We start from the raw sequence: 26,357 nt of genomic DNA, 5'->3' as shown, positions 1-26,357 counted from the left end.
ATGCCCTGCCGCGCACATCGCCGAGTTGGTGCCGGCCCCGGCAGTTCATCGATGCCGGACGCTGCTTCGAGAAAGCTGCTTGGCGTCGTCGACAACGAGTGGCCCAGTCCTCCATGAGAGTTCTGAGGTCTGCTCGCTGTCGTCGACGGAGTCGGACATTAGTCAGCAATCATTACTACTTTGGTCGTACGGCAGTGCCGACGGCAACGGCATGGGTTCGAAGTCGCCGAGGAGTAGATGGCGCGCATGGAACGCTGCGCAGCGCCGCGCACGGGCCACCGCGGTCGGGTCGGCTGCGATCCGGCCCGGCAGCGTTGACGTAGGGTGTGAACCTCGTGGGATCAGGTGGGCGACGGAGCCGAGGGCGGTATGGACGACGAGCGGCGGGTTGATCTAGGGGTGTCGCTGTTCATCCCGTACCGGTACACCGAGGACCGGATTTTCCGGGCCCTCCAGGATGCCGGGTTCGACGACTGGACCCTCGCCCAGTGCCGGGTGTTCCAACGCATCTCCCCGGACGGTTCGCGCCTCACCGACCTCGCTGACCAGGCGCAAATGTCCAAGCAGAGCGCCGGCGTGCTGGTCGATCAACTGGAGCGCCTGGGCTATGTCCGCCGGGTCCCCGACCCCGCGGACGGCCGCGCCCGGTTGATCGTGATCGAGCAACGCGGCGGGCGGGCGGTCGAGGTCGCCACGGCGACACTCGACGAGATCTACGCGGAGTGGAAGGCCTACCTGGGCACCCGCAACTTCACGCTGCTGCATCAGATCCTGGAACAGCTCCGCGAGATCACCGACCCCTACGCGCGGTAGGGCAGGCCGCGCCGAACCGTCCGCCCCTGATTGCCGTCCGCGGCGATCTGCCAGGGCCAGAGGGTGCCAGCAGGCATCGGCCCTCTTTTGACATCGTCAGGATCATTGACTACATTGGTCAATGATCCTGACGATGTTCCGGCGATGGACGGGTGGTTGCGATGACGCACGGTGGCCCTGCACGTCGGACTCGTCGCCTCTCGGCCCGCCGCCACCGGCGGAGACCTGATGGGGTCCAGCCCAGCACCAGCGGGTAGCGCACGCAGACCCGCGCTACCACCTAGCCGATGCCGGGAACATCCTCGCCGCGCTCCTCGGTGTCCTGACCGGGCCTCGGCCGAAGCCCGCGCTGCCCCGCTGCGACTCGGGCCGAGTCCTGCGCTGGACCGACGTCCACCCCGACGACAGCACCCGCGCCGATCCCGCCGAGATACCCCACCGCCCTCAACCACACCGGCCTATCAGCGAATCCCACTGGCCGCCCACCGCCGGACACCGGCGGTCTTCACTCACGCCGAAATTCGCGCACCCTGCACCCTGCACCTTTACGAAGGGAAACATCATGTCTACGGTCATCACCGGAGCATCAGGTCACCTCGGCCGACTCGTCGTCGATCAACTCCTCGCCGCCGGAACGCCGCCGGCGCAGATCGTGGCCACCGGCCGCGACGTCGCCAAACTCACCGACCTCGCACAGGACGGGGTCACGGTGCGGCGCGCGGACTTCGCCGACCCGAGCACGCTCGACGAGGCGTTCGCGGGCGCCGACGCGATGGTGCTGGTCTCGACGACGACGGTCGGTCAGCGGTTCGACAACCACCGCAACGCCATCGACGCTGCGCGCCGAGCGGGTGTGTCCCGCATCGTGTACACCAGCATCGTCAACGCCTCGACCGCGAAGATGACGCTCGCCGACGAACACCGCCGCACCGAGGACTACCTGCGTGCCAGCGGTTCGGCGTTCACCATCCTGCGCAACGGATGGTACCTGGAGAACTACACCGACCAGCTCCCGATGATCACCCAGTACCACGCACTGTTGGGCAGTGCGCACGACGGTCTCGTCAGCGCGGCCAGCCGACGCGACTACGCGGCCGCCGCCGCTGCGGTGCTGACCCAGGACGAGCACCTCGGAGCGACCTACGAGCTCGGCGGAACGCCGTTCACCCTGACCGAACTCGCCGCCACGATCAGCGACGTCCTCGGTACCCACATCGCCTACCAGGACATGCCGGTCGCCGACTACACCGCCACCCTGACCGCTGCCGGGCTGCCCCCGGAGATGGCCGCCGCTGTCGCCGACGCCGATGCCGGCCTGGCCCGCGGAGAGTTGTTCACCGAGAGCGACGACCTCGTCAAGCTCATCGGCCGGCCGGCGACCACAGCCCACGAAGCCGTCCAGAAGGCAGCCGCGACCATCGAGGAGTCACGGTGAGCACCCAGGGGCCCGGCATCGACACCCACGAGATGGTCCTGATCCACCGCGTCATCCGGCGCGAGTTCGGTCAGCTCCCCCGACTGTTCCGCTCCGCGGCGAACGACCGTGCGCGATCCAAGGTCATCGGCGCGCACGCCCGCGAGATGCTGCACTTCCTGCACACGCACCACACCGGCGAGGACGAGTTGCTCTTCCCTCTGCTGCGCGAGCGAACTTCGCTCGACCCGGAACTGATGGACCGGATGGACGCGCAGCACGCGCAGGTCGACCACGCCGTCACGGCCCTCGGCGCGGAACTGCCGGTGTGGACAGCGAACGCGGACGCCGCCGCCGGGGAGCGGATGGCGGCCCTCATCGACGCCATGATGCCGACACTGATCGACCACCTGGCCGAGGAGGAGCAGGAAATACTCCCGATCGTCGCCGTCACACTGACGCAGAGCGAATGGGACGCGCTCGGCAAGCACGGCATGAGCGCGATTCCGCTCACGCGGCGGCTGGTCATCCTCGGCCACATCACCGAGGAAACCGATCACGCGGAACGGCAGAGGTTCCTTCAGGTCGTCCCCGCCCCAGCCCGCTTGGCCTACAAGCTGATCGGCCAACGCCAGTTCACCCGCGAATCCACCGCGATCCGCGGCTGACGCGACCCGCGACCCGACACCGCAGCCCGAGCCTTCGGCCGGGCTGCGGTAGGTGTAGCGGTCGCCCGCGTTGGCAGCGCTGGTGCCTCCTAGGGTGGTGACCTCCAGCAGTGCTGGACGTGATTTGGCGTCACCGCAGTTGGCGAGCGAAGCGGAATGCGGCAGGACGGCCTTGACCGAGTAGCTGTGGGTCAGTCCGTACTACGGGACAGAGCCAACAGCAGTGCAGCGCCAGTGCACCGTGGCCGCACGGCTCGCAGCTCATAGCTTGACCATGCCACTGACCTGCGGCTTTGTGAGCGGGTGACGAGAATCGAATCGCGTCGCAAGCTTGGGAAGCTATCAAGTCTGGGCGACATTTCCGCAGGTCAGGGGCCTGTAGATGGGCAACCCCCCTCGCCGACACGTGTAAGTGCGGAAAGGTGCGGTTTGGGCCGCTGGCGCGCAGCCCACCAGCACACGCCCAGGGCCAGGTCGTGGGCGGCTGCCACCTTGTGCCCATATACCGGTGGGCAGTATATATAGGTCACATGAGTCGCAATAAAGGTGCGGCGCGGGCGATGCAGGAGCCAACGGTTCTCCTGCTCACCGCGCTCGCCGACGAGCCGAGGCACGGATACGCGCTGATCCAGGAGGTGGCCGAGATCTCCGGGGGAGGGTCCGGCTCCGCGCGGGGACCCTCTACGGCGCACTGGACCGGCTGTTGCAGGAGGGCGTCGTCCGTGTCGAACGCGAGGAGGTCGTCGACGGCCGCGCGCGCCGCGTGTACGCCCTCACCGGCCAGGGGCGCGAGGCACTGGCGGCGGAGGCCGCACGGCTACAGGCGGTGGCCCGGGAGGCGGAGCGCCGGATGGGCGTGGGAAGCCGGGCCACCGCCCGGGCGACGGAGGCGACCACGTGAACACGAAGCTGAAAGGGGCGGTGCGGCTCGCGCTGCGGCTCTACCCCGCGCACTACCGGTCCTTGCACGGTGCCGAGTTGGCCGCGACAGCGACCGACGCCGCGCAGGGCGGCGGCCGGTGGGCCATGCTGTCGGAGGCCGGGGCCCTGGCCGCACACGGCCTGCGGCTGCGCCTGCGGATCGGTCCGGACCGGCCACTGGGACAGATCCTGGCCTGGGCCGCGCCGCTGGCCGTCGCCGTCGATGCCGCCGTGCGCCTGGCCGGCGTGGTGACGCTCCTGCGAGTGCTCCACCCGCTGCTGTCCTGGAACCTGTTGCAGCGGCAGTTCGCGCTGGAGCCGACCATCGCCGGGGCCGCCCTGCCGCTGCTGGCCCTGCTGGCGCTGTCATTCGGACTTCGGCAGACCGCACGCCTGCTGGCCGTCGCCGCCTGCGCGACCGCAGCAGTGGGCGCAGCCCTGACCGAGCACTACGCGACCTCCCACGGAGACGGGCCGATGTGGGCCGCCACCTTCCTCCCCCTGGCCGGTCCCGTGGTCTCCACGCTGCTCCTCCTGGCCGCGCCGCTCGGGCTCACCCCCGCGGACGGGCCCAAGCGGGCCGCCGCCGTACCCGCCGCCTTCGTCCTGGCAGGCGCGACCGGGCTGCTCCTGTCCCAGGGCGTCTCGCAAATCCTGGTCTCCGTGCTGGCGCTCAGCCTCGCACTGCTGTCCACACAGCACCTGCGCCGCCCAGCCGCCGTCGCCGCGCTGGCCCTGGCGCCCGCCGCTCTCTATCCGCTGCTCCGCGTCGTCCAGGGCGGCATTCTCTACGAGGCGCAACTGCGGGGCGTGCTCATCCTCGCCGTCCTCCTCGCCGTTGCCGCAAGGGTCGTGACGCTGCGTCTGCGCGCAGCCGAGGAGGCCGCCGAACCGGATGACGCGGAACCCCTCCACGTGGTCACCCGGGAATAGTCCCGGACCCGCACGCACGAGCGCCGCCTCCTCATGGGTGATCCACCAGCGAGAGTACGAGTCCGATGACCGCCAAGAGCGTGTCCGGGGCACGCGCGCCCCACTCGGCGTGCTCGTCGATGCTCTTCGCGCCCGAGACGACCGCGCAGGCGCACACCAGCAGGATCTCTGTCGGGGAGTACCAACGGCCCCGCCGCGAGCGCAGGTCGGGCACCGAGCCGAAGTCGGGGTGCAGGTCAGCGACCCGACCGGCGTCCAGGGGAACCAGCTTCACCAGTACGGCGGGGATGGGAGACGATACAACGGCAGGCATGGAACACCTCGTGATCATCGGGCTTGGTCACTGGCGCGAGTTCCTCGGCCTAGGTTCCGCACAGGGTTGGCCCTGTGGTCTGGAGCTTCCAGGGTGACCCCGAGGGCCGTGAGGTCTGCCGGTTGCACCGGGAGGCCACCCCATGAGCCCTGCTGTGCACGGCGCCGAAGGGCCTCGCGGCGACTTCGTCGACAACCCAGTACTGCTGGGACTGTTCGCCATCCTTGGAATCCTGACGAGCACCCGATCAAGACCGTTCCAGCCTTCGCTCGGGGCCAGATCGAAACTGGGGCCAAGTCGTCGGAGCGGGCTTCATGCGGAGTCCAAACGCTGCCGCGCGCCTACCGGACCTGGGATTTTCCTTTCAGAGCAGCCTACTTGACACACCTTCTCATGCAACGGTTTGCGGGGCCCGCGGACTCTGTGGTGTGAGGAGGTGAGCCATGAGAGACACGGCAGGAGCGGTAGCAGGCGCCGGTGGGGATTCCGAGGATTTCCAGGCGTTCGTCGTAGGCCGATGGTCACGGCTGATGCGGACCGCGTATCTCCTGACAGGAGAGCAGTACGCAGCGGAAGACCTCGTACAGAGCTGCCTGGAGCGGACCTTTGTGGCGTGGCGCAAGGTGTCGCTGGCCCAGGACCCGGACGCCTATGTGCGACGCATCATGGTCAACACACACGCGCGCAGGTACCGCAAAGGACTCAAGGAGTACCTGTCACGAAGTGATGACCCCGGCCTCGGGCGCGATCTGCCAGAGCGCGGCGACGACATGGCACAGGCCGTCGAGCGATCCGACCTGGTCGCGGCGCTGGCCCAACTGCCGGTCCGGCAAAGACAAGCCGTCGTGCTGCGGTACTGGGAGGACCTGAGCGAAACGCAGGCCGCCGCCGCGATGGGGTGCTCGGTGGGCACCGTGAAGAGCAACGCGGCCAGAGGGATCACCCGGCTCCGGTCCGCCGTCAGGCTGACCCGCACCAGCACGGACACAACTCACATGATGCACGAAGGGCGAACGTCATGACGGATACAGGCACCGACATCTCCGAGCTGCTCGCCGACGCCGCGCTGGGCGTCCGGATCAAGCACGCGCCCGTCGAGGCGATCGTTGTGGGCGGCAGGCGACGCAGGAGCAGGCGTCGGGCGGCCGGGGCGGTCGTCATTGCGCTGGCCGTCGTGTGCACGGCCGGGATCCTGACGTCGGTCTCCCCGGGCGAGGACTCCGGCGCGACGTCCGTCGCCGCAGAACCGGACGCGGTGCCCCGGCCCAGCACGGAGGTCATCGCGACCGGACTGCTCGACGGAAAGCACTGGACCCTCAGCGTCGACGTGTGGAAGCGCGCCGCCGACACCAAAGAAGCGGGCCGCGTGTGGAAAGCGATGGAGGAGGCCGAATACCCGGACCCACAGCGTGCCGGCGGTCCAGGAGGGCCTCAACTCGTGCACACAGGATGGTTCTTCGCCAGCCTGAAGGTCGGCGAGCGGCACTCGTTCGTGTATGACGGAGCGCTGACCGGAGCCGGGAACCGCAAGGTCGAGACCAGCTGGGGCAAATTCACCCCGACCGGCTCCAGCTGGTTCGTCTTCGGATTTACCGCACCCGGAGTCCACGCCGTCACGTGCACCTGGGACGACGGGCGCAAGGCCGCGCCCCCGCTGCGGACGGTCGCCGGAACCGACAGCCGGTTCTTCGCGATCGACGCCCCGGCCCCGAAACCGAACGCCGGACAACCCCGGTGCACAGCGGTGGACTGACCGGTCCGTCCGCACGTGACTCCTGCTCGTGGCGTAGGCCATGGGCTTCGATGATCAGGGGTTCGGCGACGCCAAGGCGTAGGGGATGACGAGGAGGGCCTTGAAGGCGTTGCCCTGCATGCTGCGGGCGGGTGAGCGGTAGGCGGCCTTGTCGGAGACGTTGTTGCTGCAGTCCAGCATCCGCTGGACCACCTCCGGGCTCGTGCCGGGGCGTTGTCGGTGAACGTCATCCGAACCGTGCCATCGGCGCGTTCGACAGTGAGGCTGATCTCGGGGTCGGCGGTGGTGGCCTCGGCGGCGTCCAGGGCGTTGTCGAGGAGTTCACCGGTCTTGCAGTTGGAGGAGTCGCGGCCGCGCCTGGCGTCGGCACAGGAGTCGCACTCGCACTGTCAGGAGGCGAGGCCCTCTCATTTCTTCGGCTGAGTGCCCTCTTCGCCCTCTCGCGCGCCGAAGTCCACGGTGTCCGCGTGGACGAGATCGAGCGCCGCCGAACACTCGCGGTGGGAATCATGCTCGGCGGGTCCACCTCCCGGTTTCGGCGCGCACTGGGATGGCGGCGGGGTTCCTCCGCCCGCTGGGCGACCGGCTCGCCCAATCCACGCGTATATCGCAGAAGCCGCTGGTTCCGGCCCGGGCGCTACGTCCCCACGGGAGACGCACCACAGCCGCTTGCCCGCAGCCGGCATCCCGCCGGCATCCTGGTGTCCGCGTCGCCGCCCCCCAGGACAGCACGGGCTCCTGACACCGTGGCTGTGCCGCCGCGTCACCGCGTCACGAGGCGCCGGGGCGGATCCGGGTCTCGAAGGACGGGGCTTGGCTGGAGTCCACGCCAGCGAACTGCCCCGTCCGCGTGTTCGCCTGAGCCCCGAACTTGCTCAGGCCGTGGCGCCGGGGTCGGCCGGCTGGGTGTTGCGGCGGTATTCGGCGTTGATGCGCTGGGCTTCTTCGAGTTGGTCTTCGAGGATGACGATGCGGCAGGCGGCCTCGATGGGGGTTCCCTGGTCGACCAGTTCGCGGGCGCGGGCGGCGATGCGCAGTTGGTAGCGGGAGTAGCGGCGGTGGCCGCCTGTGGAGCGCAGCGGGGTGATCAGGCGGGCTTCGCCGATGGCGCGTAGGAAGCCCTGGGTGGTGCCGAGCATCTCGGCGGCCCGGCCCATGGTGTAGGCGGGGTAGTCGTCGTCATCGAGCCGGTCGAACGATGCGTCTGCTGTCATGTGGGCCTCTCTTTTGGAACGCGTGGAGGGGCCCTGGTGCGTTAGCACCAGGGCCCCGAAGGAACTACAACACCATCTACCGGCCTTTTACTCTGCCGGTCCTGTGTATCCGCGGTCCCGACCTGAACACTGTCGGGGGTGCGGGGATCGCGGTTGCTTGACCTCAGACCACCTCACTATCGATGTCCTGCGGTACCCGGACTCAACACTCCGTCCGGGCGATCCCGATGGCGCGGGGCTCCTCCGTTCTTCCTCTGGGTGAACCTGACATTGCGTACTACGTCCTGCACCTGCGAACTGCTGGCGGCCCGTCACGGCACCACCTCCGGCAGCCAGCCCCGTCGCCCTACCTGCTCACGCTGGGTTGGAACCCCACTGCCGAACCTCCCGGTGCGCGCGTCCGCAGCCGACGCCTTCACCGAGGAACCACATCAACTCAACTTCGCTGCGGTCCTTGGTCCTGCACCTGCGTCCTATCGGTGGCGGCCCCTGATCACTGCGGGCCACCCGGTCCGGTCGCCAGTCCCGTCGCCGTCCTGCACAAACCCTGGCTCCGGAACTCCGCCACCGCACCGCTCTGCCAACTGCACCTGCATGTACTCCTGGCTGGCAGTTCATGTCTGCCGGGCCCTGCGTTCCTCTTGGCTACGAGAGAAACCATAACCACAACACAAGCCAATGTCTACTCCAGTCAGCACAGATTTTTCTGTGCTGCTGTCGAAGAAAATTTGGTTCACTTGGGCATCTCCGGTCTGCTTCCGGGCAGGGGCGGCGCCGCTGCCCGGCAGAGCTGCTGTGGCAGGCGTCCACACACCCTTCCCATGCCACCGGGGGCATCTGTGCACGACCGCGATACGCGCCTGACCGCGGTCCTGGCCTGTGGCGTCGGGCGGGCGCGGTGAGCGCCGTGCTGCTGGACAGCGAGGACGTGGTCTGGTTCCGCGACGACCTGACCGTCGCCCGCGTGGCCGCCTCGCGGTTGGCGGAGCGCATCGGGCGGAGCGCGCACCGGGCTGGTGAGGTCGCGCTGGCGGTGTCCGAGGCCGCCTCCAACCTGGTCAAGCACGCCGTCGTCGGCACGATCGCGTTGCGGATCGTGCGCACCGGCCAGCACGCCGGCATCGAGTTCCTCGCCATCGACCGCGGTCCGGGCATCTCGGACGTGCCGCGGCCATGCGCGACGGACGTTCCAGTACCGGTACCCTCGGCATCGGCCTGGGCGCCATCGCCCGGCTCGCCGACACCTTCGACCTGCACTCCATCCCCGGCCAGGGCACCGTCATGCTGGCCCGCTTCCGGCCACGGAGCCCTCCGACCCCCGCCCCGGCCAGCGGCGGACTGCCGCCCTCGGGGACCGCAGGACTGAACCGGCCCATCAACGGAGCCCAGGAATGCGGCGACGGCTGGGCCTCTCGCTGGCACGAACCGGTGACACCAGCACCCGCAGGTCCGCCCCCGCCCGGTAGCGATGCGGGCACCCGAGCTGCGGGACTGCCCGGCTCCGAGAATCGCTCCGGGGCTGAAGCAACTGTCGGGTCGGGCTCGCGACGGGCGCTGTGGGTGATGCTCTCCGACGGACTGGGTCACGGCCACCTGGCACAGGTCGCCACCCGGGCGGCGATCCGCGCCTTCCACACCAGCTCAGGCCACACGCCCGAAGCGGTCATGGGGCACATCTACCAAGCCCTCGCCGTGACCTGCGTCGGCGCCGTGGCCGTGGCCCGCATCGACCCCGAACACCGACCGGCTCCACGAACTGCAGCACCGCGCCGAACAGCAGGCCGCCACCCTCGAAACCCTGCGCCAAGCCGCCGCCACCGACGCCCTGACCGCCACGGACCACTAGAGCCCAGGAGTAGCGGAGCACGCTCGGTCCGCCGAACCTGATCCGGTCGAACAACCCTCGGTGGCGGTCACCCCCGTCCTGCGGCTCGTCGCCCCGGGGACCCTGGCCGGGGGCCGATCAGGCCGCCTGCACCAAGGCGTGCTCCTGGCGGGAGGCCAGGAGGTGGCGGGCTCGGGCCAGGGCCTGGTCTGCTTCGCGTACGCCGGTGGACACGCACAGCGTGTAGTACAGGTCCTCGCGTCGGCGGGCCGCGTCGGGCTGATCCTGCAGCGCGTCCAGTTCGGCGACGAGGCGTTCGAGCAGCGGAAGGTTGATCAACGGCATGGCCTGCTCCAGGAGTGAGGAGGTGAGAACCTGTGCCGGGTTCCCACGACGCTGGGGTTCAGGGAAGGGCGGGACAAGGGGGGGCGGCACCTGCCCGATGCTTGGTGCCGCCCACCCCAATGAGGTCGCCGGGACCGGTGGTTGCGGTCGGGCTGCTCGGTGCACCAGCCGGTGAGTTACTGCCCGGGGTTGATCTGGCGCGGGGAGGTGCCGCCGCTGATGGCGATCTTGCGGGGCTTGGCCTGCTCGGCGACGGGGATCCGCAGCGTCAGGACGCCTGTGTCGTAGGCGGCGTCGATACGGTCGGTGTCCAGCGTCTCGCCCAGGAACAGCTGGCGGCTGAACGCGCCGCGCGGGCGCTCGGAGAGGAGCTGTTCGACGTCCTCGCCGCTGGTGGGGCGACGCTCGGCGTGCACGGTCAGCACGTTGCGCTCCACGCCCAGGTCGATCGACTCCGGGTCCACTCCCGGGAGGTCGAGCTCGACCACGAAGGTGTCCCCGTCGCGGTAGGCGTCCATCGGCATCGCGGCCGGGCGGGCGGTGGTGCCGAGCACCTGCTGGGTCAGCCGGTCCAGTTCGCGGAAGGGGTCGGTACGCATGAGCATCGTGGATCACTCCTTGTCCGGTAGAGGGATGCACATGGCAACGGCAGATTTATAGCACCGAGCACGAAGATTGACAAGCACGGACTCAACTTTGATGTAGGCGCAGGTCAGGGCATCTGGAGCAGGCGAGCGCCCAGCGTGCACCAGCCCGCCCCCCTTTCCTCCGCTTCAATCCCGACGGCTCAATAACTACGTCCGACGACGCGTAGACCGGCTACCGTGCAGCCGTGACCAGCCCAGCGCAGCCCCCACTGCTCTTCCCTACTGCTCTTCCTTGACGTCGACGGTCCGCTGAACCCATTCGGGGCGATGCCTGACCACCGACCCGACGGGTACGAGGCCCACCGCCTGCTGACTCCCGGCTGGGTGGCGATGCAGGCAACGCGGAATGCCGAGTGGGGGTATCCCGAACGGCGACCTGTCCCGCTGCCGGTGTGGCTCAACCCGGCGCACGGCCCCGCGCTGATGGCGCTGCCCTTCGAGTTGATCTGGGCGACAACGCGGGAGGACGAGGCCGACACTCACCTCGCGCCGCTCCTGGGACTTCCCGAGCTCCCCTTCGTGGCCTGGTCCTCGCCGCGGCCGAAGTCGCCTGACGGGGTGTTCTGGAAGACCCCGGAGGTCGTCTCTTGGACAGATGGCCGACCGTTTGCATGGTTGGACGATGAGATTACTGGCGCGGACCGCGATTGGGTCGACGCCCACCACCCCGCTCCGTCCCTGCTGTTGCGGATCGATCCGAGCCTCGGGTTGCTGCCGGAGGACTTCGCCGTGCTCAAGGAATGGGCGGCCGAGCTTGATCGCGGACAGGGCTGATCGGGAGGCTGGTCAGTCCCAGGAGTTAAAGAGCACCTCACCCAGCCTGTTGGCGCGCCAGTACCGGATCTGTATCCATTCGGCAGAGCACAGGTCCGAGGTGTCCACCTGGCTGAGCGGCGAGTTGAGCAGGCGCTCGGACATCACCATGAAGCCCGCGTCCGTGAAGATGTTCGACCAGATCGGAGGGTCGCGGAACTCGACTGTGTGCCCCCGCCACTGGTCGGCGGCAAAGGCGACAAGCGGGAGGTGGGCGTGGCACAGCACGACGTGCGTCCCGTTCCGGTCCGCGACTGTGGCGGTGTGGAAGCTTCGCGGGTACGCCTGCCGGACGAGCTCTCCCGCTTGCCCGTCTGCGAGCCGGGCGGCCGCGTGCCAGGCAGCGCGGAACGCCTGCAGGTCGGCCTCCGGGAGCGGGTCGTCCTTGGCACCTCGGAATCCGGTTGCACCCCTGCCCAGCCGAACCACCGCAATCCCCCTTCACTGACGGCACCGCACCTCTGGCATTCGTCGTGAAGCTACCCCTGATGTCGGCCCCGGCGCTCACCGCCGGCTGATGCCCTCGGAGAAGTACCAACTGGAGTACGCGCGCTCAATCTCCGCGATGTAGTGCCCGAGGCGGAAGCGCACTCCGATATCGAGCCCGCCGGCGTCCGGTTCGGTCGGGTCAAGAGATGCGACACGCACCCGGCGAGCATTGTCCGTCGGGTAGAGGGGGCCGCCGGGGCGGAGGAGTTGCCTCGGGTGCAGACCGACGACCCTGCTGTCGCTGCGAGCCACCATGTCGAGGCCGTCCACGAAGAGATACGTGTGCACAGCAGAACAGCTGGCAGCCCGGGACAGGTGCTGACGAACAAGGTGCTGGTGGAATCGCGGCTTCGGGAGTCGGGCAGGCTGGTTCGAAGCACGTGCGGGGACCTACGCGGCATCTGCCTTCTGCGACGTCATGCATTGATGATGCCGCACGAGGTCTCGGCGAGGAAAGGTCTGCTCACCAGCTGAGGCCCGAAGGGCTGACCAGCCGCAGCCTCATGGGTCAGGGGTTCGGGCAGAGCCAGCACAGGCCGGAGCATGGCCGCGGCCTTTCAGCTGGCCTCTCGACGGATCTGGCACCGGTGCTGCGAACGCTGTCCTGTGGACATCCACCAAACCTGCATGGCAGCCGCGGCCCGACGGCATGCACCACTGCAAGTGACGCAGGTCACAGAAAATGCGTCTCATGATGTAAGACTTTGGCGGCGGATATTTCACTCCCGCACGGAAAGTGACTCCAAATGGCTAAATCTGACCGACCGTTAGCATCGTTCTGGCACGACAGGGCCGGAATGGTCTAGACAGCAAAGAAGCCCCAGCCGCTGGCCTGGGGCTTTCATGTGGAGCGGGTGACGAGAATCGAACTCGCGCTCTGAGCTTGGGAAGCTCATGTTCTACCATTAAACTACACCCGCGTGATCTGCCGTCAGGTACGGCCGACGGTGGTTACTCTACCCCATGCTCGGGGGGCTTTGCAGGGAGGCACCCGGTGGGTGTTGCTGGTGGGGGTGGGGGCGTACTGTGGCGGGCGGATTCCAGGTGTCGGGGGACGGCGAGCCTTTGGGTGCAGTGTCCGGAAGATCCCCTAATGTGATGCCGCCGCGCTGTGTGGCACGGAACCGGTCGCGCGTCTACGAGTCCACTGCCGCAAGCCGATTGACCCGGCTGGCAGGCGGGCGGGGCGGCGGCTGGGGCCCGTATGCCGTCCGATGGGGAAAGGAAACAATGGAGCGCACTGTCGTCCGTTGTGCCGAGGGGCACCTGTTCAGCACCGCCACGTTCCCGATGCAGAACCTCGGGGCCGGGCGGATCGGCCCCGGGCGGCTCATCCGCTGCCCGCAGTGTGCGCGGTTGCGTAGCTCCGTGCCTGCCGACCTGGCCGCGCTCAGCGGCGAGCAGATCCAGCGGGCGCTGCGGCTCGAAGCCGCCGAGTTCCTCGCTTAGGGCCGTTCGGCGCCGGGGCCGGCGGGTGGTCGGTCCCCGCTGATTGGGCGGGGGCCGGTCCCGGCACGTAACCTCATGGCGTGCTGCTCTCAGACAAGGACATCCGGGCCGAGATCGAATCCGGGCGCGTGGTCATCGACCCGTACGACCCGACCATGATCCAGCCGTCAAGCATCGACGTACGGCTCGACCGGTACTTCCGGGTGTTCGAGAACCACAAGTACCCGCACATCGACCCCTCGGTCGAGCAGCCGGACCTCACCCGGCTGGTCGAGCCGGAGGGCGACGAGCCGTTCATCCTGCACCCCGGCGAGTTCGCGCTGGCCTCCACCTACGAGGTGGTGACCCTGCCGGACGACCTCGCCTCCCGGTTGGAGGGCAAGAGCTCGCTGGGACGCCTGGGGCTGCTCACGCACTCCACCGCGGGCTTCATCGACCCCGGCTTCAGCGGCCATGTGACGCTGGAGCTGTCGAACGTCGCCACGCTGCCGATCAAGCTCTACCCGGGGATGAAGATCGGCCAGCTGTGCATGTTCCGGCTGACCTCGCCGGCCGAGCACCCCTACGGCTCGGCCGAGTACGGCTCGCGCTACTTCGGGCAGCGCGGGCCGACGGCCTCGCGGTCGTACCTCAACTTCTACCGCTCGAAGATCTGAGCCCGGGGATCTGAGCTCCGGATCTGAGCCGGGCGGGTCAGCGGCGCTCGGGCGTGGTGACGGCGGTGAGTTCGCTGCCGTCCTCGCTCAGCCGCAGCTCGGTGCTCAGCGACAGCAGTTCGCCCAGGCCGTGCAGGTGGGTGCCGCCGCAGAAGATCGAGGCGGGGCCCTCCGGCAGGTCGCAGGCCCAGCGGCGGCGGGCGGTCAGCTCCGGGCCCGGGGCCTCGATCCGGACCGGGGCGTCGGCCGCGACCCAGGCGGCCAGCCGGTCGTTGACGGCGGCGGTGAGCGCGGGCAGGTCGGCCGCGAGGTCGTCCGCGGTGAAGCCCTTCTTCCGCAGCGACTTGCCGATCCGGTAGCTGTCGGTGCTGGCCCGGACGTCCATCCGGGAGCTGTCCATGGCGAGGCTGTCGAAGTCCGGGTGCCCGAGCGCGTCCGCGCGGCCCGGGTCCTTGCGCCAGCGCGGGGCCAGGGCCTCGTTCAGGGCCAGCGCCAGCAGGTGGCAGCCGGTGTGCGCGGCGGACAGCGCCGCCCGGCGCTCGGCGTCCACCCGCAGCTCGACCGCGGCGCCGACGGCCACCGGCGCGTCCACCACGTGGACGACCAGCCAGGCCCAGTCCTCAGCCCCGCGCCGCACCGGGATGTCGGCGCCCAGCGACAGCTCGCCCTCGGGGCTGACCCCGCCGGTGACGCAGTCCAGTACCGGCAGCTCCACGCCGTCGACGACCAGGCTGCCGCTGTCGGCGGGCTGGTCCGGCCAGGTGTGGTCGAGCGGGTGGAACGGCGTGGCCTCGGTGACCACCCCGTGGCGGCCGTCCGGCAGCGGCACCACCGCCAGCACCGTGGAACTGCCGTGGACCGTGCCCGCCGGGAAGGTCACCTGCGTGGACGCGGAGGGGAGGGACATGGGTGATTCTCCTGTGACGAGTGCGACGGGTGGCGCGGACGTGACGGTCCGGGACAGCAGTGACGGACCGAATCAGTACTGACTGACCGGTCCCATCTTCCCTCAGCTCAGGGTGGGCAGGGTGAAGAGCAGCAATAGTGCGATCAGCTGTACCGCCGCGGCGCTCGCCGCCTTGCCCCAGGGCAGGTCGTGCACCTGCCGCACCATGGCCGTGAGCAGCCAGGCGCAGAGGAACCAGGTGGTCCAGCCGAGGAACTGCACCACGCCGTCGGAGGGGGACAGCACCAGCGTCAGCAGCGCGCGCGGCAGGCTGGTGCCCCAGGCGATGATCATGGACAGGCCCACCAGCGGCGCCCAGGCGCCGTCCCCGCCGAGCCGTCGGGCCAGGGCCCAGGTGACCGTCCCGAACAGGATCCCGGCCACGACGAAGGTCAGCGTGCTGAACACCAGGGCGAAGACCGCCAGGCCGGGGGTCGCGTCGAACACCTCGCCCCTGAGGCCGCCCAGGTCGAAGGTCGCCAGCAGCCCGTAGACCGCGGAGACGGCCAGCGCCGGGCCCCAGACCTGGTGCGAGCGCATCTGCGCGAAGGTACGGGTCGGGTTGCGGTAGATGCCGACCAGCAGGTCCTGCCGGCGCAGCCGGGTGGCGCGGACCTCCGGGTGCCGCTCGCCCGCCCGGTAGGTGGTGATGTGCTCCACCGGCTCGTCGGGCACGGTGAAGGCACGGGTGTGCCCCGGCCGGTCGTCCCGGCCGCCGACGGGCACACCGCCGGAACCGCCCGCGGGGCCGCCCGCGGGACCGCCCGCAGGGCCGCCCGCGGGGCCGCCCGCGGGGGCGGCGACGGGGGCCGGGGGCCGGTCCCGGGCGGTGGCACGGTTCCGACTGAATGGATTTCCTCTGGCACGCACAATGTGACCGTACCCGGCCGCTCCGACCGCCGACCACGGTTGCCGAGGTTGCCGGGAGCTCGAAAGCCCGCGGGGCCGCCTCCCGCGCCGGTGACAGTGCCGGTGACTGCCGGTGACAGTGCCGGACAGGCGCGGGAGGCGGCCCCGCAGGGGCGGCCCCGGGGTCAGGAGTTGAGGGTCAGGAGTTGGCGGGTTCCGGCTCGGGTTCCGGTGCGGCCGGGGCCTCCGGGACGGCCTTGACGGAGTCCAGCAGCAGCTGGGCCACGTCCACCACCCGCAGGGTCTCCTTCGCCGCGCCCTCGCTCTTCTTGCCGTTGGCCGAGTCGGAGAGCATCACCAGGCAGAACGGGCAGGCGGTGGAGATGATGTCGGGGTTGAGCGACAGCGCCTCGTCCACCCGCTCGGTGTTGATCCGCTTGCCGATGCGCTCCTCCATCCACATCCGGGCGCCGCCCGCGCCGCAGCAGAAGCCGCGCTCCTTGTGACGGTGCATCTCCTCGTTGCGCAGCCCGGGGACGGCGGCGATGATCTCGCGCGGCGGCGTGTACACCTTGTTGTGGCGGCCCAGGTAGCAGGGGTCGTGGTAGGTGATCAGGCCCTCGACCGGGTTCACCGGGACCAGCTTGCCCTCGTCCACCAGGTGCTGCAGCAGCTGGGTGTGGTGGACGACCTCGAAGTGGCCGCCGAGCTGCGGGTACTCGTTGGCGATGGTGTTGAAGCAGTGCGGGCAGGTGGCGACGATGCGCTTGACGGGTGCGTCCTCCAGGACCGTGTTCAGCGTCTCCACGTTCTGCGCGCCGAGCATCTGGAACAGGAACTCGTTGCCCAGGCGGCGGGCGGAGTCACCGGTGCAGGACTCCTCCTTGCCGAGGATCGCGAACTTCACCCCGGCGGTGTGCAGCAGCTCGGCGAAGGCCTTGGTGGTCTTCTTCGCCCGGTCCTCCAGGGCGCCCGCGCAGCCGACCCAGTACAGGTACTCGACCTCGGCCGGTTCGATGTCCTCGCCGATGACCGGGACCTCGATGCCGGTCTCCTTCTTCAGCTCCTTCACCCAGTCCAGGCGGGCCTTGGTGGCCATGCCCCACGGGTTGCCCTTGTTCTCCAGGTTCTTCAGCATCGTCCCGGCCTCGGTCGGGAACGAGGACTCGATCATCACCTGGTAGCGGCGCATGTCGACGATGTGGTCGATGTGCTCGATGTCGACCGGGCACTGCTCGACGCAGGCGCCGCAGGTGGTGCAGGACCACAGCACGTCCGGGTCGATGACGCCGCCGAGGCCATGGGACCCGGCCTCGGCGGTGCCGATCAGCGGCCGCTCGGCCTCGGCCAGGGCCGCCGCCGGGACGCCGGCCAGCTGCTCGGGGGTGGCCTTCTCGTTGCCCTCCGCGTCCTTGCCGCCGCCCGCCAGCAGGTAGGGGGCCTTGGCGTAGGCGTGCTCCCGCAGGTTCATGATCAGCAGCTTGGGCGAGAGCGGCTTGCCGGTGTTCCAGGCGGGGCACTGCGACTGGCAGCGTCCGCACTCGGTGCAGGTGGAGAAGTCCAGCAGGCCCTTCCAGGAGAACTGCTCGACCTGGGAGACGCCGAACACCGCGTCGTCGGCCGGGTCCTCGAAGTCGATCGGGGTGCCGCCGGAGGTCATCGGGCGCAGCTCGCCGAGGGCCACCCCGCCGGACTGCTCGCGCTTGAAGAAGATGTTGAAGAAGGCCAGGAACCGGTGCCAGGCCACGCCCATCGAGGGGTTGAGGCCGATGGTGATCGCCCAGGTGAAGGAGATGACGATCTTCAGCGTGGCGAACAGCCAGATCAGGTTCTTCAGGGTGCCGGTGCTCAGGCCGTTGAACGCCAGCACCAGCGGGTAGCTGATGGCGAAGTGCGCGCTGTACCCGGTGCCCTCCATGGCGCCTTCGAGGCCGCGCAGCACCAGGATGCAGATGCCGATGCCGAGGATCACGTACTCGACGAAGAAGGCCTGCCAGGCGATGGAGCCCGCGAAGCGGCTCTTGCGGCCGGCCCGGCCGGGCAGCGACAGCAGCCGGACCACGATCAGCACCGCGATGCCGGCCGTGGTCAGCAGGCCGATGACCTCTTCGAAGAGCTCGTAGGGCCACCAGTGGCCGATGATCGGCAGTGCGAAGTCGGCGTCGAAGAGCTGCCCGAAGGCCGTCACCAGGGTCAGGACCAGGCAGAAGAACCCGGTCGCCACGAACCAGTGGGCGACGCCGACGACGCCCCAGGTGGTCATCCGGGTGTGCCCGAAGAACTCCTTGGCGACCGTCTTCGCCCGCTGCGCGGGATCGCCGGTGCGCGCCCGCGGCGGCTCGTCGGCGCCGAGCTTGACGAAGGTGTAGATGTACAGGGCGGCGCGCGCGGCGAGCGCGGTACCGACCAGAGTCGTGACCAGGGAGATCACGATCGCGGCGAGCTGCATCGGCGCTGTTCCCTCTCTTCGGGACGATTGGGCTCCGGGTACCGCTCAGGCCGAGGTGCGGGGGCGGACCACGCCGTAGCATACCCGCCAGTAACTTCCGGTGCCGCATGAGCAATCTCCCATTGCGACCCATTGTCACCAGTCGGCGGCACTTCGCGCACTCGCCCGCACCCGTGACGCCGATCACCTGTCCGGACGCCGTCATCGGCTGCCGCCGGGGCCTCCCGTGCCGATGGCGCCGCATAAGCTGGCAATAAAGTTGAGCCGCCACCACTCATCTCTGTTGACGGATCGAGATCTCCGATGCATGCTTGAGCCTGTTCTACTCAACTTCTCCTCGGAGGGATCCACGATGGCTCGTGCGGTCGGAATCGACCTCGGTACGACGAACTCTGTCGTCAGCGTCCTCGAAGGCGGTGAGCCCACCGTCATCACCAACGCCGAGGGCGCCCGGACCACACCGTCCGTCGTCGCCTTCGCGAAGAACGGCGAGGTGCTGGTCGGCGAGGTCGCCAAGCGCCAGGCAGTCACCAACGTCGACCGGACCATCAGGTCCGTCAAGCGCCACATGGGGACCGACTGGAAGGTCAACATCGATGGCAAGGACTTCACCCCGCAGCAGATGAGCGCGTTCATCCTGCAGAAGCTCAAGCGCGACGCCGAGGCGTACCTGGGCGAGAAGGTCGCGGACGCGGTCATCACCGTCCCCGCTTACTTCAACGACTCCGAGCGCCAGGCCACCAAGGAGGCCGGTGAGATCGCGGGCCTCAACGTGCTGCGCATCGTCAACGAGCCGACCGCCGCCGCCCTGGCCTACGGCCTGGACAAGGACGACCAGACCATTCTCGTCTTCGACCTCGGCGGTGGCACCTTCGACGTGTCGCTGCTGGAGATCGGCGACGGCGTGGTCGAGGTCAAGGCCACCAACGGCGACAACCACCTCGGCGGTGACGACTGGGACCAGCGGGTCGTCGACCACCTGGTGAAGCAGTTCCAGAACGGCCACGGCGTCGACCTGTCCAAGGACAAGATGGCGCTCCAGCGGCTCCGTGAGGCGGCCGAGAAGGCCAAGATCGAGCTCTCGTCCTCGACCGAGACCACGATCAACCTGCCCTACATCACGGCCTCCGCCGAGGGCCCGCTGCACCTGGACGAGAAGCTCACCCGCTCGCAGTTCCAGCAGCTGACCGCGGACCTGCTGGACCGCTGCAAGACCCCGTTCCACAACGTCATCAAGGACGCCGGCATCCAGCTGTCCGAGATCGACCACGTGGTCCTGGTCGGCGGTTCCACCCGGATGCCCGCCGTCGCCGAGCTCGTCCGCGAGCTGACCGGCGGCAAGGACCCGAACAAGGGCGTCAACCCGGACGAGGTCGTCGCCATCGGTGCGACGCTGCAGGCCGGTGTGCTCAAGGGCGAGGTCAAGGACGTCCTGCTGCTCGACGTCACCCCGCTGTCCCTCGGTATCGAGACCAAGGGCGGCATCATGACCAAGCTGATCGAGCGCAATACGACCATCCCGACCAAGCGCTCCGAGATCTTCACCACGGCCGAGGACAACCAGCCGTCCGTGCAGATCCAGGTCTACCAGGGCGAGCGCGAGATCGCGGCGTACAACAAGAAGCTCGGCATGTTCGAGCTGACCGGCCTGCCGCCGGCCCCGCGTGGCCTGCCGCAGATCGAGGTCACCTTCGACATCGACGCCAACGGCATCATGCACGTCTCCGCCAAGGACCTCGGCACCGGCAAGGAGCAGCGCATGGCCGTCACCGGCGGCTCCGCGCTGCCCAAGGAGGACATCGCGCGGATGATGCGCGAGGCCGAGGAGTTCGCGGACGACGACCACCGTCGCCGCGAGGCCGCGGAGACCCGCAACACCGCCGAGCAGCTGGTCTACACGACCGAGAAGTTCGTCAAGGACAACGAGGACAAGGTCCCCGGTGACGTCAAGGACGAGGTCGCGTCGGCCGTCTCCGAGCTCAAGGAGAAGCTGAAGGGCGAGGACAGCGCGGCCATCCGCGAGGCCACCGAGAAGCTGTCGACCACCTCGCAGAAGCTCGGCCAGGCGCTCTACGCCCAGGCCGAGGGCGCGGCCGCGGCCGGCGGCCCCTCCGACGCCCCGAACGACGCCTCCGGCGCCGCTGAGGACGACGTCGTGGACGCCGAGATCGTGGACGACGAGAAGCGCGACGGCGGTGCGGCGTGACCCAGGAGACGCAGGGCTTCGCTGAGGAGCCCGGCGCCGCCACCACCGCCGACGGGAAGGGGGCCGCTGACAAGGCGGCCCCCGCCCCCGGGGCCAAGGAGGGCGCGGCGACCGATGCGGCCGACGCTGCCACCGCGACCGCCGCCGAGGATCTGGCGGAGGCCCGCAAGCAGCTGGCCGAGCGCACCACCGACCTCCAGCGGCTCCAGGCCGAGTACCAGAACTACCGCAAGCGGGTCGAGCGGGACCGGGTGACGGTGCGGGAGATCGCCGTCGCCGCCCTGCTGGAGAACCTGCTGCCGGTGCTGGACGACATCGGCCGGGCGCGCGAGCACGAGGAGCTCACCGGCGGCTTCAAGTCCGTCGGCGAGTCCCTGGAGACCGTGGTGGCCAAGCTGGGCCTCCAGCAGTTCGGGAAGCAGGGCGAGCCCTTCGACCCTCAGCTGCACGAGGCGCTGATGCACAGTTACTCGGCCGACGTCGACGAGACCACCTGCGTGCAGATCCTGCAGCCGGGGTACAAGATCGGCGAGCGGATCATCCGTCCGGCGCGGGTCGCCGTGGCGGAGCCCGAGCCGGGTGGCTCCGCCGCCGGTGACTCCTCCGATGAGGACGCCAAGGGCGACGGTGACAGCGAGGACTGATTCGGTGGAGACTGTGGGGCCGTACGCCGGTGTTTCCGGGGTGCGGTCCCACGGTCCCATCACTGCGACTGCTACTGCGGAGAGGAGGGAATCCTTTTGAGCGGCAAGGACTATGTGGAGAAGGACTACTACAAGGTTCTGGGCGTGCCCAAGGACGCCTCCACCGCGGAGATCAAGAAGGCCTACCGGAAGCTGGCGCGGGAGTTCCACCCCGACGCCAACAAGGGGAACCCCGAGGCCGAGGAGCGCTTCAAGGAGATCTCCGAGGCCAACGACGTGCTTTCGGACCCCAAGCGGCGCAAGGACTACGACGAGGCGCGGGCGCTGTTCGCCAACGGCGGCTTCCGCACCGGCGCCGGTGGCAACGGCGGGTTCGGCTTCGACCTGGGCGACCTGTTCAACGGCGGCCAGCAGGGCGGGACCTTCGGCGGCGGCGGTAGCGGCGGCGGCGGGCTCGGGGACGTCTTCGGCGGCATCTTCAACCGCGGCGGCGGCACCCGCTCGGCCCAGCCGAGGCGCGGCGCGGACGTCGAGTCCGAGGTCACGCTGAGCTTCGTCGAGGCGGTCGAGGGCACCACCGTCCCGCTGCGGATGACCAGTCAGGCGGCCTGCAAGACCTGCTCCGGTACCGGCGCCAAGGCCGGGACCACCCCCAGGGTCTGCCCGACCTGCGTCGGCACCGGCCATGTCCAGCGCGGGCAGGGCGGTTTCGCGCTGTCCGAGCCCTGCCGCGACTGCAAGGGGCGCGGGCTGATCGTGGACGACCCCTGCGAGGTCTGCCACGGCAGCGGCCGGGCCACCTCGGCGCGGACGATGCAGGTGCGGATCCCGGCCGGGGTCTCGAACGACCAGCGGATCCGGCTGAAGGGCAAGGGCGCGCAGGGCGAGCGCGGCGGCAATCCCGGTGACCTCTACGTCACCGTGCACGTCCAGGACCATCCGGTGTTCGGGCGCAAGGGCGACAACCTGACGGTGACCGTCCCGGTGTCCTTCCCGGAGGCGGCGCTCGGCGGCGTGATCCGGGTGCCCACGCTCGGCGGTCCCCCGGTCACCCTGAAGATGCCGCCCGGCACGGCCAACGGCCGGACCATGCGGGCCCGGGGCAAGGGCGCGGTCCGCAAGGACGGCACCCGGGGCGACCTGCTGGTGACGGTCGAGGTGGAGGTTCCGCCGGAGACCGAGGGCGAGGCGCTGACCGCGCTGGAGCAGTACCGCGAGGCGACGGCGGAGCACGATCCGAGGGCAGCTCTGTTCAAGGCGGCGGAGGAGGCGTGAGGTGATGGACCCGAACAGCGGCCACTCGAACGGCGGCCACCCCAGCGGCGGCCACCCCAGCGGCGGCCACCCCAACGGCGGGGCCGGTGGCCCCGGCCAGGTCGGGGTCGGCCTCGGCGGCGGCCTGCCGGGCTCGGTGCCCGGCAGCCGCACGGGCGGCGGCCGGGTGGCGTACACGCTGACCGAGCACACTCCGGTGTACGTCATCTCGGTCGCGGCGCAGCTGAGCGGGCTGCACCCGCAGACGCTGCGGCAGTACGACCGGCTCGGCCTGGTCTCGCCGGACCGCACCGCCGGGCGCGGTCGGCGCTACTCGGCGCGGGACATCGACCAACTGCGCGAGGTGCAGCGGCTCTCCCAGGAGGAGGGCATCAACCTCGCCGGGATCAAGCGGATCATCGAGCTGGAGAACCAGGTGACCGCGCTCCGGGCGCGGGTGGCCGAGCTCCAGGGCGAGGTCGCCAACGCGGGCGCGGCGGCCAACCAGCGCGAGGCGGCGGTGCACGCCTCCTACCGCCGGGACCTGGTCCCGTACGCCCCGGCGCGGCAGAGCAGCGCGCTGGTGGTCTGGCGTCCCAAGCGCCGGGGGGAGTGACCGGCGCCGGGGGAGTGACCCCGAAGGGCCGCGTCCGGCGTCGGACGCGGCCCTCGCCCGGTTCGGGCGGTCAGAACTTGGCGATCTGCCGGGCCTCGCGGGCCGCCGCGGCGACCGCCGACAGCTCCGCGCCGGTCGAGGCGAGGACGCAGGCCGCGACCGCGCCCTCCACGAACGGAGCATCGACCATCACCAGGTCCTCCCGCCCCAGGTCGTCCAGGACCAGCCGGGTGGTCAGCACCGAACTGCCCAGGTCCGGCAGCACCACCACGCCCGCTCCCCGGTCGGCCTCCGCCACCGCGGCCGCGATCAGCTCGTAGCTGGTGCCGATGCCGCCGTCCTCGGTGCCCCCCGCCACGGCGATCGGGACCAGCCCCGCGGCCAGCTGCTCCACCAGGGCGCGCAGGCCGGACGCCAGGTCACGGCTGTGCGAGACGAGTACGATGCCAACGACAGTGCTCATTTCCCCCATGCTAGTGCCGCTTCCGCCACCCCCAGGAGCCGCAGCGTGAAGAAACTCATCAACTCTCCGGATGACGTGGTCTCCGACGCCCTCGCCGGGATCGCCGCCGCCCACCCCGAGCTACGGGTGGACGTCAAGGAGCGGGTGGTCGCCCGGGCCGCGGCGACCCGGGCCGGGAAGGTCGCCCTGGTCTCCGGCGGCGGCTCCGGCCACGAGCCGCTGCACGCCGGGTTCGTCGGCCCCGGGATGCTCGACGCCGCCTGTCCGGGCGAGGTGTTCACCTCGCCCGTCCCCGGTCAGATGCTGGCCGCCGCGCTCGGCGTCGACGGCGGCGCCGGGGTGCTGCTGGTGGTCAAGAACTACACCGGCGACGTGCTGAACTTCCAGATGGCGGCCGAGCTCGCGGCCGAGGAGGGCGTCTCGGTGGAGACGGTCCTGGTGGACGACGACGTCGCGGTCCAGGACTCCACCTGGACGGCCGGTCGGCGCGGCACCGGCGCCACCCTGTTCGTCGAGAAGATCGCGGGCGCCGCGGCCGAACGCGGGGACGGCCTGGCCGAGGTCGCCGCGGTCGGGCGGCGGGTCAACGCCGCCTCCCGCTCCTTCGCGGTCGCGCTGACCTCCGGCACCACCCCGGCCGCCGGGCGCCCCGGCTTCGACCTGCCCGGGGACGAGATCGAGGTCGGCGTCGGCATCCACGGCGAGCCCGGACGCCGCCGGGAGAAGCTCCGCCCGGCCAAGGAGATCGTCGCCGACATGCTGGCGGCGATCCTGGCCGACCAGCCGCTGGAGTCCGGCGAGGAGGTCCTGGTCCTGGTCAACGGCCTGGGCGGGACCCCGCTGCTGGAGCTCTACATCGTCTACGCCGAGGTGGCCGCGCTGCTCGCGGCGAAGGGCGTGCGGATCGCCCGGAACCTGGTCGGCAACTACGTGACCAGCCTGGACATGGCCGGGGTGTCGATCACCGTGTGCCGGGCCGACGCCGAGCTGCTGGAGCTGTGGGACGCCCCGGTGGACACCCCGGCGCTGCGCTGGGGGGTGTGAGCCGATGGCCGAGCCCACCGGGCTGGACGCCGGGGCCGCCCGCGCCTGGCTGCTGGCCGCCGCGGCGGCCGTCGAGGAGGCCGCGGAGCAGCTGACCGAGCTGGACGCCGCCATCGGCGACGGCGACCACGGGGCGAACCTGCGCCGCGGCTTCCGGGCCGTGGCGGCCGCCCTGGACGGCGCCGAACTGCCCAGCCCGGGCGCGGTGTTGGCGAAGGCCGGGATGACGCTGATCTCCAGCGTCGGCGGCGCCTCGGGACCGCTGTACGGCAGCGCCTTCCGGGCCATGGGCAAGTCGCTGAACCCGCCCGGGGCGGATCCGGCGGACACCCCCGCCGACGCCGAGCGGCTGGCGGCGGCGTTCACCGCCGGTCTGGAGGCGGTGCGGCGGCTGGGCGCGGCGCAGCCCGGCGACAAGACCATGGTGGACGCCTGGGCCCCGGCCGCGGCGGCCTTCGGGGCCGCCGCCGACCAGGGCCCGGCGGTGGCCGCCGCGGCCGCCGCGGAGGCTGCCGCGGCGGGCGCGCTGGCCACCGTGCCCCTGCAGGCCCGCAAGGGCCGGGCCTCCTACCTGGGCGAACGCAGCATCGGCCACCAGGATCCGGGCGCGACCTCGACCGCGTTGCTGTTCCGGACCCTGGCGGAGGTGCTGGCCAAGGGCTGAGCGGCTCGGTACTGCGGCGGCTCAGTACTGCGGCGGCTCAGTACCGCGGGACGGCGATGCCCATCAGCCGGTCCCGCAGCACCGGGAAGTCGGCGCGGGTGCGGGCCACCGCGCCCGGGTCGAACTCCACGGTGAGCACCTCCTCGCCCGCCCCGGCCTCGGCCAGCACCTCGCCCCAGGGGTCGACCACCAGGCTGTGCCCGGCCTGCGGCACCCCGCTGTGGCTCCCGGCGGTGTTGCAGGCCAGGACGAACGCCTGCTCCTCCACCGCCCGGGCCCGGGCCAGCAGCGTCCAGTGCTCGCGGCGGCGGGCGGGCCAGGCGGCCGGGACCACGAAGATCTCCGCGCCCGCGTCCAGCAGCGTCCGGAACAGCTCCGGGAAGCGCAGGTCGTAGCAGGTGGCCAGGCCGAGGGTGCCGAACTCGGTGGCGGCGACCGCGATCTCGGTGCCCGGGCCCATCGCCGCGGCCTCGCCGCTGTCGAAGCCGAAGCGGTGGATCTTGCGGTAGGTGTGGGTCAGCTCGCCGGAGGGCGAGAACAGCAGTGAGGTGTTGTAGAGGGGACCGTCGGGGTCGCGTTCGACGATGGACCCCGCGTGCAGCCAGACGCCCGCGCTCCGCGCGGCCTCGGACATGATCTCGGCGGTCGGTCCGTCCAGGGTTTCCGCCCCGGGTGACCACTCGTCATAGGCGAAACCGCCGAGCGGCCAGAGCTCGGGGAGAACCACGAGGTCACTGGCGTGCTGGGCGCGGACCAGGTCCGCCACCCGGGCGCGCCGGGCGTCCGCGGGCTCGTTGAGGTCGACGTCGATCTGCAGGAGTGAGGCGCGCACAGTACCACCCGCTCAGGGAAGGGCTCTACGATCAACACGTTAAAGCGCTGACCCGGTGACATAGGGGAGCGTAACGTGCCACTTGTGCGCTCGTCGGCTTTCCGCGACCGGTGCGGGGGCGCGAGGCAATCAATCGA

Annotated in this window: 28 protein-coding genes, 1 tRNA gene and 1 pseudogene; 17 read left to right on the top strand and 13 right to left on the bottom strand. The window is 70.2% G+C overall.

Features of this window, described 5'->3' with window-relative positions:
• The first annotated feature begins 369 nt into the window (after positions 1 to 369).
• The 5 genes and pseudogenes from GXP74_RS39310 (at position 370) to GXP74_RS39290 (ending at position 4,749) form a co-directional block, all read left to right on the top strand.
• Positions 370 to 813: a MarR family winged helix-turn-helix transcriptional regulator gene (locus GXP74_RS39310; RefSeq protein ID WP_182455946.1), complete on the top strand. Its 444-nt coding sequence runs from the start codon at positions 370 to 372 to the stop codon at positions 811 to 813.
• A 562-nt stretch (positions 814 to 1,375) separates the two neighbouring features.
• Positions 1,376 to 2,248, top strand: coding sequence for an SDR family oxidoreductase (locus GXP74_RS39305; RefSeq protein ID WP_182455945.1), 873 nt, complete (start codon positions 1,376 to 1,378; stop codon positions 2,246 to 2,248).
• The gene (locus GXP74_RS39300) at positions 2,245 to 2,895 is read left to right on the top strand and encodes a hemerythrin domain-containing protein (RefSeq protein WP_225448510.1); all 651 of its coding nucleotides are present in this window, start codon (positions 2,245 to 2,247) and stop codon (positions 2,893 to 2,895) included. The genes GXP74_RS39305 and GXP74_RS39300 overlap by 4 nt, the downstream gene beginning before the upstream one ends.
• 560 nt (positions 2,896 to 3,455) lie before the next feature.
• Positions 3,456 to 3,796: pseudogene (locus GXP74_RS39295) on the top strand (PadR family transcriptional regulator).
• The gene (locus tag GXP74_RS39290; protein WP_182455944.1) at positions 3,793 to 4,749 is read left to right on the top strand and encodes a hypothetical protein; all 957 of its coding nucleotides are present in this window, start codon (positions 3,793 to 3,795) and stop codon (positions 4,747 to 4,749) included. Before GXP74_RS39295 ends, GXP74_RS39290 begins: the two are co-directional and overlap by 4 nt.
• 31 nt (positions 4,750 to 4,780) lie before the next feature.
• On the opposite strand, the gene GXP74_RS39285 is transcribed toward GXP74_RS39290, so the two are convergent.
• The gene (locus tag GXP74_RS39285) at positions 4,781 to 5,062 is read right to left on the bottom strand and encodes a transposase family protein (protein ID WP_225448509.1); all 282 of its coding nucleotides are present in this window, start codon (positions 5,060 to 5,062) and stop codon (positions 4,781 to 4,783) included.
• Positions 5,063 to 5,505: 443 nt separating this feature from the next.
• On the opposite strand from GXP74_RS39285, the gene GXP74_RS39280 reads away from it, so the two are divergent.
• Together GXP74_RS39280 and GXP74_RS39275 are read left to right on the top strand one after the other, a co-directional pair.
• The gene (locus GXP74_RS39280; RefSeq protein WP_182455943.1) at positions 5,506 to 6,084 is read left to right on the top strand and encodes a SigE family RNA polymerase sigma factor; all 579 of its coding nucleotides are present in this window, start codon (positions 5,506 to 5,508) and stop codon (positions 6,082 to 6,084) included.
• A complete protein-coding gene (locus GXP74_RS39275; RefSeq protein WP_182455942.1) occupies positions 6,081 to 6,815 on the top strand; it encodes a hypothetical protein in 735 nt (244 codons plus the stop codon). Before GXP74_RS39280 ends, GXP74_RS39275 begins: the two co-directional genes overlap by 4 nt.
• Before the next feature lie 54 nt (positions 6,816 to 6,869).
• Here GXP74_RS39275 and GXP74_RS41740 read toward each other — a convergent pair whose 3' ends face one another.
• Together GXP74_RS41740 and GXP74_RS39270 are read right to left on the bottom strand one after the other, a co-directional pair.
• Positions 6,870 to 6,995, bottom strand: coding sequence for a hypothetical protein (locus GXP74_RS41740; protein WP_255528213.1), 126 nt, complete (start codon positions 6,993 to 6,995; stop codon positions 6,870 to 6,872).
• A 695-nt stretch (positions 6,996 to 7,690) separates the two neighbouring features.
• Positions 7,691 to 8,029, bottom strand: a complete 339-nt coding sequence (locus GXP74_RS39270) for a MerR family transcriptional regulator (RefSeq protein WP_182455941.1) — start codon at positions 8,027 to 8,029, stop codon at positions 7,691 to 7,693.
• 898 nt (positions 8,030 to 8,927) lie between these two features.
• Between GXP74_RS39270 and GXP74_RS39265 the strand changes: the two genes are divergently transcribed.
• On the top strand, positions 8,928 to 9,395 hold the full coding sequence (locus GXP74_RS39265) for an ATP-binding protein (RefSeq protein ID WP_182455940.1): 468 nt from the start codon (positions 8,928 to 8,930) through the stop codon (positions 9,393 to 9,395).
• Between the two features lie 597 nt (positions 9,396 to 9,992).
• On the opposite strand, the gene GXP74_RS41990 is transcribed toward GXP74_RS39265, so the two are convergent.
• Positions 9,993 to 10,199: a DUF5133 domain-containing protein gene (locus GXP74_RS41990; protein WP_182455939.1), complete on the bottom strand. Its 207-nt coding sequence runs from the start codon at positions 10,197 to 10,199 to the stop codon at positions 9,993 to 9,995.
• A 176-nt stretch (positions 10,200 to 10,375) separates the two neighbouring features.
• Entirely contained in the window at positions 10,376 to 10,804 is a 429-nt protein-coding gene (locus GXP74_RS39255; RefSeq protein ID WP_182455938.1) for an Hsp20/alpha crystallin family protein, read from the bottom strand.
• 309 nt (positions 10,805 to 11,113) lie between these two features.
• Between GXP74_RS39255 and GXP74_RS39250 the strand changes: the two genes are divergently transcribed.
• Positions 11,114 to 11,620, top strand: coding sequence for a hypothetical protein (locus GXP74_RS39250; RefSeq protein ID WP_225448508.1), 507 nt, complete (start codon positions 11,114 to 11,116; stop codon positions 11,618 to 11,620).
• A gap of 12 nt (positions 11,621 to 11,632) precedes the next feature.
• On the opposite strand, the gene GXP74_RS39245 is transcribed toward GXP74_RS39250, so the two are convergent.
• The 3 genes from GXP74_RS39245 to GXP74_RS39235 form a co-directional block, all read right to left on the bottom strand.
• Complete coding sequence (locus tag GXP74_RS39245; protein ID WP_225448507.1) at positions 11,633 to 12,088, bottom strand: hypothetical protein; 456 nt, start codon at positions 12,086 to 12,088, stop codon at positions 11,633 to 11,635.
• A gap of 75 nt (positions 12,089 to 12,163) precedes the next feature.
• A complete protein-coding gene (locus GXP74_RS39240) occupies positions 12,164 to 12,418 on the bottom strand; it encodes a hypothetical protein (protein ID WP_225448506.1) in 255 nt (84 codons plus the stop codon).
• Between the two features lie 576 nt (positions 12,419 to 12,994).
• Positions 12,995 to 13,068: transfer RNA gene (locus tag GXP74_RS39235), tRNA-Gly, on the bottom strand.
• A 310-nt stretch (positions 13,069 to 13,378) separates the two neighbouring features.
• Between GXP74_RS39235 and GXP74_RS39230 the strand changes: the two genes are divergently transcribed.
• Together GXP74_RS39230 and dcd are read left to right on the top strand one after the other, a co-directional pair.
• Entirely contained in the window at positions 13,379 to 13,597 is a 219-nt protein-coding gene (locus tag GXP74_RS39230; protein ID WP_182455936.1) for a hypothetical protein, read from the top strand.
• A gap of 80 nt (positions 13,598 to 13,677) precedes the next feature.
• Positions 13,678 to 14,253, top strand: coding sequence for a dCTP deaminase (gene dcd / locus GXP74_RS39225; RefSeq protein ID WP_182455935.1), 576 nt, complete (start codon positions 13,678 to 13,680; stop codon positions 14,251 to 14,253).
• A gap of 37 nt (positions 14,254 to 14,290) precedes the next feature.
• On the opposite strand, the gene GXP74_RS39220 is transcribed toward dcd, so the two are convergent.
• From GXP74_RS39220 to GXP74_RS39210, 3 genes are all read right to left on the bottom strand, one after another.
• On the bottom strand, positions 14,291 to 15,160 hold the full coding sequence (locus GXP74_RS39220; protein ID WP_182455934.1) for a metal-dependent hydrolase: 870 nt from the start codon (positions 15,158 to 15,160) through the stop codon (positions 14,291 to 14,293).
• 102 nt (positions 15,161 to 15,262) lie between these two features.
• Complete coding sequence (locus tag GXP74_RS39215) at positions 15,263 to 15,925, bottom strand: Yip1 family protein (RefSeq protein WP_182455933.1); 663 nt, start codon at positions 15,923 to 15,925, stop codon at positions 15,263 to 15,265.
• A gap of 322 nt (positions 15,926 to 16,247) precedes the next feature.
• Positions 16,248 to 18,497: a (Fe-S)-binding protein gene (locus GXP74_RS39210; RefSeq protein WP_182455932.1), complete on the bottom strand. Its 2,250-nt coding sequence runs from the start codon at positions 18,495 to 18,497 to the stop codon at positions 16,248 to 16,250.
• A 352-nt stretch (positions 18,498 to 18,849) separates the two neighbouring features.
• On the opposite strand from GXP74_RS39210, the gene dnaK reads away from it, so the two are divergent.
• The 4 genes from dnaK to GXP74_RS39190 all read left to right on the top strand — a co-directional run bounded on the left by dnaK (position 18,850) and on the right by GXP74_RS39190 (position 23,217).
• On the top strand, positions 18,850 to 20,703 hold the full coding sequence (gene dnaK / locus GXP74_RS39205) for a molecular chaperone DnaK (RefSeq protein WP_182455931.1): 1,854 nt from the start codon (positions 18,850 to 18,852) through the stop codon (positions 20,701 to 20,703).
• Positions 20,700 to 21,347, top strand: a complete 648-nt coding sequence (gene grpE, locus GXP74_RS39200) for a nucleotide exchange factor GrpE (RefSeq protein WP_182455930.1) — start codon at positions 20,700 to 20,702, stop codon at positions 21,345 to 21,347. Before dnaK ends, grpE begins: the two co-directional genes overlap by 4 nt.
• 96 nt (positions 21,348 to 21,443) lie before the next feature.
• Entirely contained in the window at positions 21,444 to 22,622 is a 1,179-nt protein-coding gene (dnaJ, locus tag GXP74_RS39195) for a molecular chaperone DnaJ (protein ID WP_182455929.1), read from the top strand.
• Between the two features lie 4 nt (positions 22,623 to 22,626).
• A complete protein-coding gene (locus GXP74_RS39190; RefSeq protein WP_370468518.1) occupies positions 22,627 to 23,217 on the top strand; it encodes a heat shock protein transcriptional repressor HspR in 591 nt (196 codons plus the stop codon).
• Between the two features lie 70 nt (positions 23,218 to 23,287).
• Here GXP74_RS39190 and dhaM read toward each other — a convergent pair whose 3' ends face one another.
• Positions 23,288 to 23,689 (bottom strand): dihydroxyacetone kinase phosphoryl donor subunit DhaM, encoded by a 402-nt coding sequence (dhaM, locus tag GXP74_RS39185; RefSeq protein ID WP_225448505.1) that lies wholly within the window; start codon positions 23,687 to 23,689, stop codon positions 23,288 to 23,290.
• Positions 23,690 to 23,725: 36 nt separating this feature from the next.
• Between dhaM and dhaK the strand changes: the two genes are divergently transcribed.
• Both dhaK and dhaL read left to right on the top strand, forming a co-directional pair.
• Positions 23,726 to 24,724: a dihydroxyacetone kinase subunit DhaK gene (dhaK, locus tag GXP74_RS39180; protein ID WP_182455927.1), complete on the top strand. Its 999-nt coding sequence runs from the start codon at positions 23,726 to 23,728 to the stop codon at positions 24,722 to 24,724.
• A 4-nt stretch (positions 24,725 to 24,728) separates the two neighbouring features.
• Positions 24,729 to 25,388, top strand: coding sequence for a dihydroxyacetone kinase subunit DhaL (dhaL, locus tag GXP74_RS39175; protein WP_182455926.1), 660 nt, complete (start codon positions 24,729 to 24,731; stop codon positions 25,386 to 25,388).
• Positions 25,389 to 25,425: 37 nt separating this feature from the next.
• Here dhaL and GXP74_RS39170 read toward each other — a convergent pair whose 3' ends face one another.
• Complete coding sequence (locus GXP74_RS39170) at positions 25,426 to 26,220, bottom strand: carbon-nitrogen family hydrolase (RefSeq protein WP_182455925.1); 795 nt, start codon at positions 26,218 to 26,220, stop codon at positions 25,426 to 25,428.
• Between the last annotated feature and the right edge of the window lie 137 nt (positions 26,221 to 26,357).

Source organism: Streptacidiphilus sp. P02-A3a (assembly GCF_014084105.1).
GTDB lineage: Bacteria > Actinomycetota > Actinomycetes > Streptomycetales > Streptomycetaceae > Streptacidiphilus.
Note: the sequence above shows the minus strand (reverse complement) of the source record. Positions and strands in the feature narration are given on the sequence as shown.

Bases quoted from the DNA above. Each gene is read 5' to 3' on its own strand.
- GXP74_RS41740 (WP_255528213.1), bottom strand. From the start codon at position 6,995: ATGCTGGACTGCAGCAACAACGTCTCCGACAAGGCCGCCTACCGCTCA.
- GXP74_RS39310 (WP_182455946.1), top strand. From the start codon at position 370: ATGGACGACGAGCGGCGGGTTGATCTAGGGGTGTCGCTGTTCATCCCG.
- dnaK (WP_182455931.1), top strand. From the start codon at position 18,850: ATGGCTCGTGCGGTCGGAATCGACCTCGGTACGACGAACTCTGTCGTC.
- dhaL (WP_182455926.1), top strand. From the start codon at position 24,729: ATGGCCGAGCCCACCGGGCTGGACGCCGGGGCCGCCCGCGCCTGGCTG.
- GXP74_RS39210 (WP_182455932.1), bottom strand. From the start codon at position 18,497: ATGCAGCTCGCCGCGATCGTGATCTCCCTGGTCACGACTCTGGTCGGT.
- GXP74_RS39250 (WP_225448508.1), top strand. From the start codon at position 11,114: ATGCCTGACCACCGACCCGACGGGTACGAGGCCCACCGCCTGCTGACT.
- dhaM (WP_225448505.1), bottom strand. From the start codon at position 23,689: ATGGGGGAAATGAGCACTGTCGTTGGCATCGTACTCGTCTCGCACAGC.
- GXP74_RS39305 (WP_182455945.1), top strand. From the start codon at position 1,376: ATGTCTACGGTCATCACCGGAGCATCAGGTCACCTCGGCCGACTCGTC.
- GXP74_RS39255 (WP_182455938.1), bottom strand. From the start codon at position 10,804: ATGCTCATGCGTACCGACCCCTTCCGCGAACTGGACCGGCTGACCCAG.
- GXP74_RS39220 (WP_182455934.1), bottom strand. From the start codon at position 15,160: ATGTCCCTCCCCTCCGCGTCCACGCAGGTGACCTTCCCGGCGGGCACG.
- GXP74_RS39275 (WP_182455942.1), top strand. From the start codon at position 6,081: ATGACGGATACAGGCACCGACATCTCCGAGCTGCTCGCCGACGCCGCG.
- GXP74_RS39285 (WP_225448509.1), bottom strand. From the start codon at position 5,062: ATGCCTGCCGTTGTATCGTCTCCCATCCCCGCCGTACTGGTGAAGCTG.
- GXP74_RS39230 (WP_182455936.1), top strand. From the start codon at position 13,379: ATGGAGCGCACTGTCGTCCGTTGTGCCGAGGGGCACCTGTTCAGCACC.
- GXP74_RS41990 (WP_182455939.1), bottom strand. From the start codon at position 10,199: ATGCCGTTGATCAACCTTCCGCTGCTCGAACGCCTCGTCGCCGAACTG.
- GXP74_RS39280 (WP_182455943.1), top strand. From the start codon at position 5,506: ATGAGAGACACGGCAGGAGCGGTAGCAGGCGCCGGTGGGGATTCCGAG.
- GXP74_RS39270 (WP_182455941.1), bottom strand. From the start codon at position 8,029: ATGACAGCAGACGCATCGTTCGACCGGCTCGATGACGACGACTACCCC.
- GXP74_RS39190 (WP_370468518.1), top strand. From the start codon at position 22,627: ATGGACCCGAACAGCGGCCACTCGAACGGCGGCCACCCCAGCGGCGGC.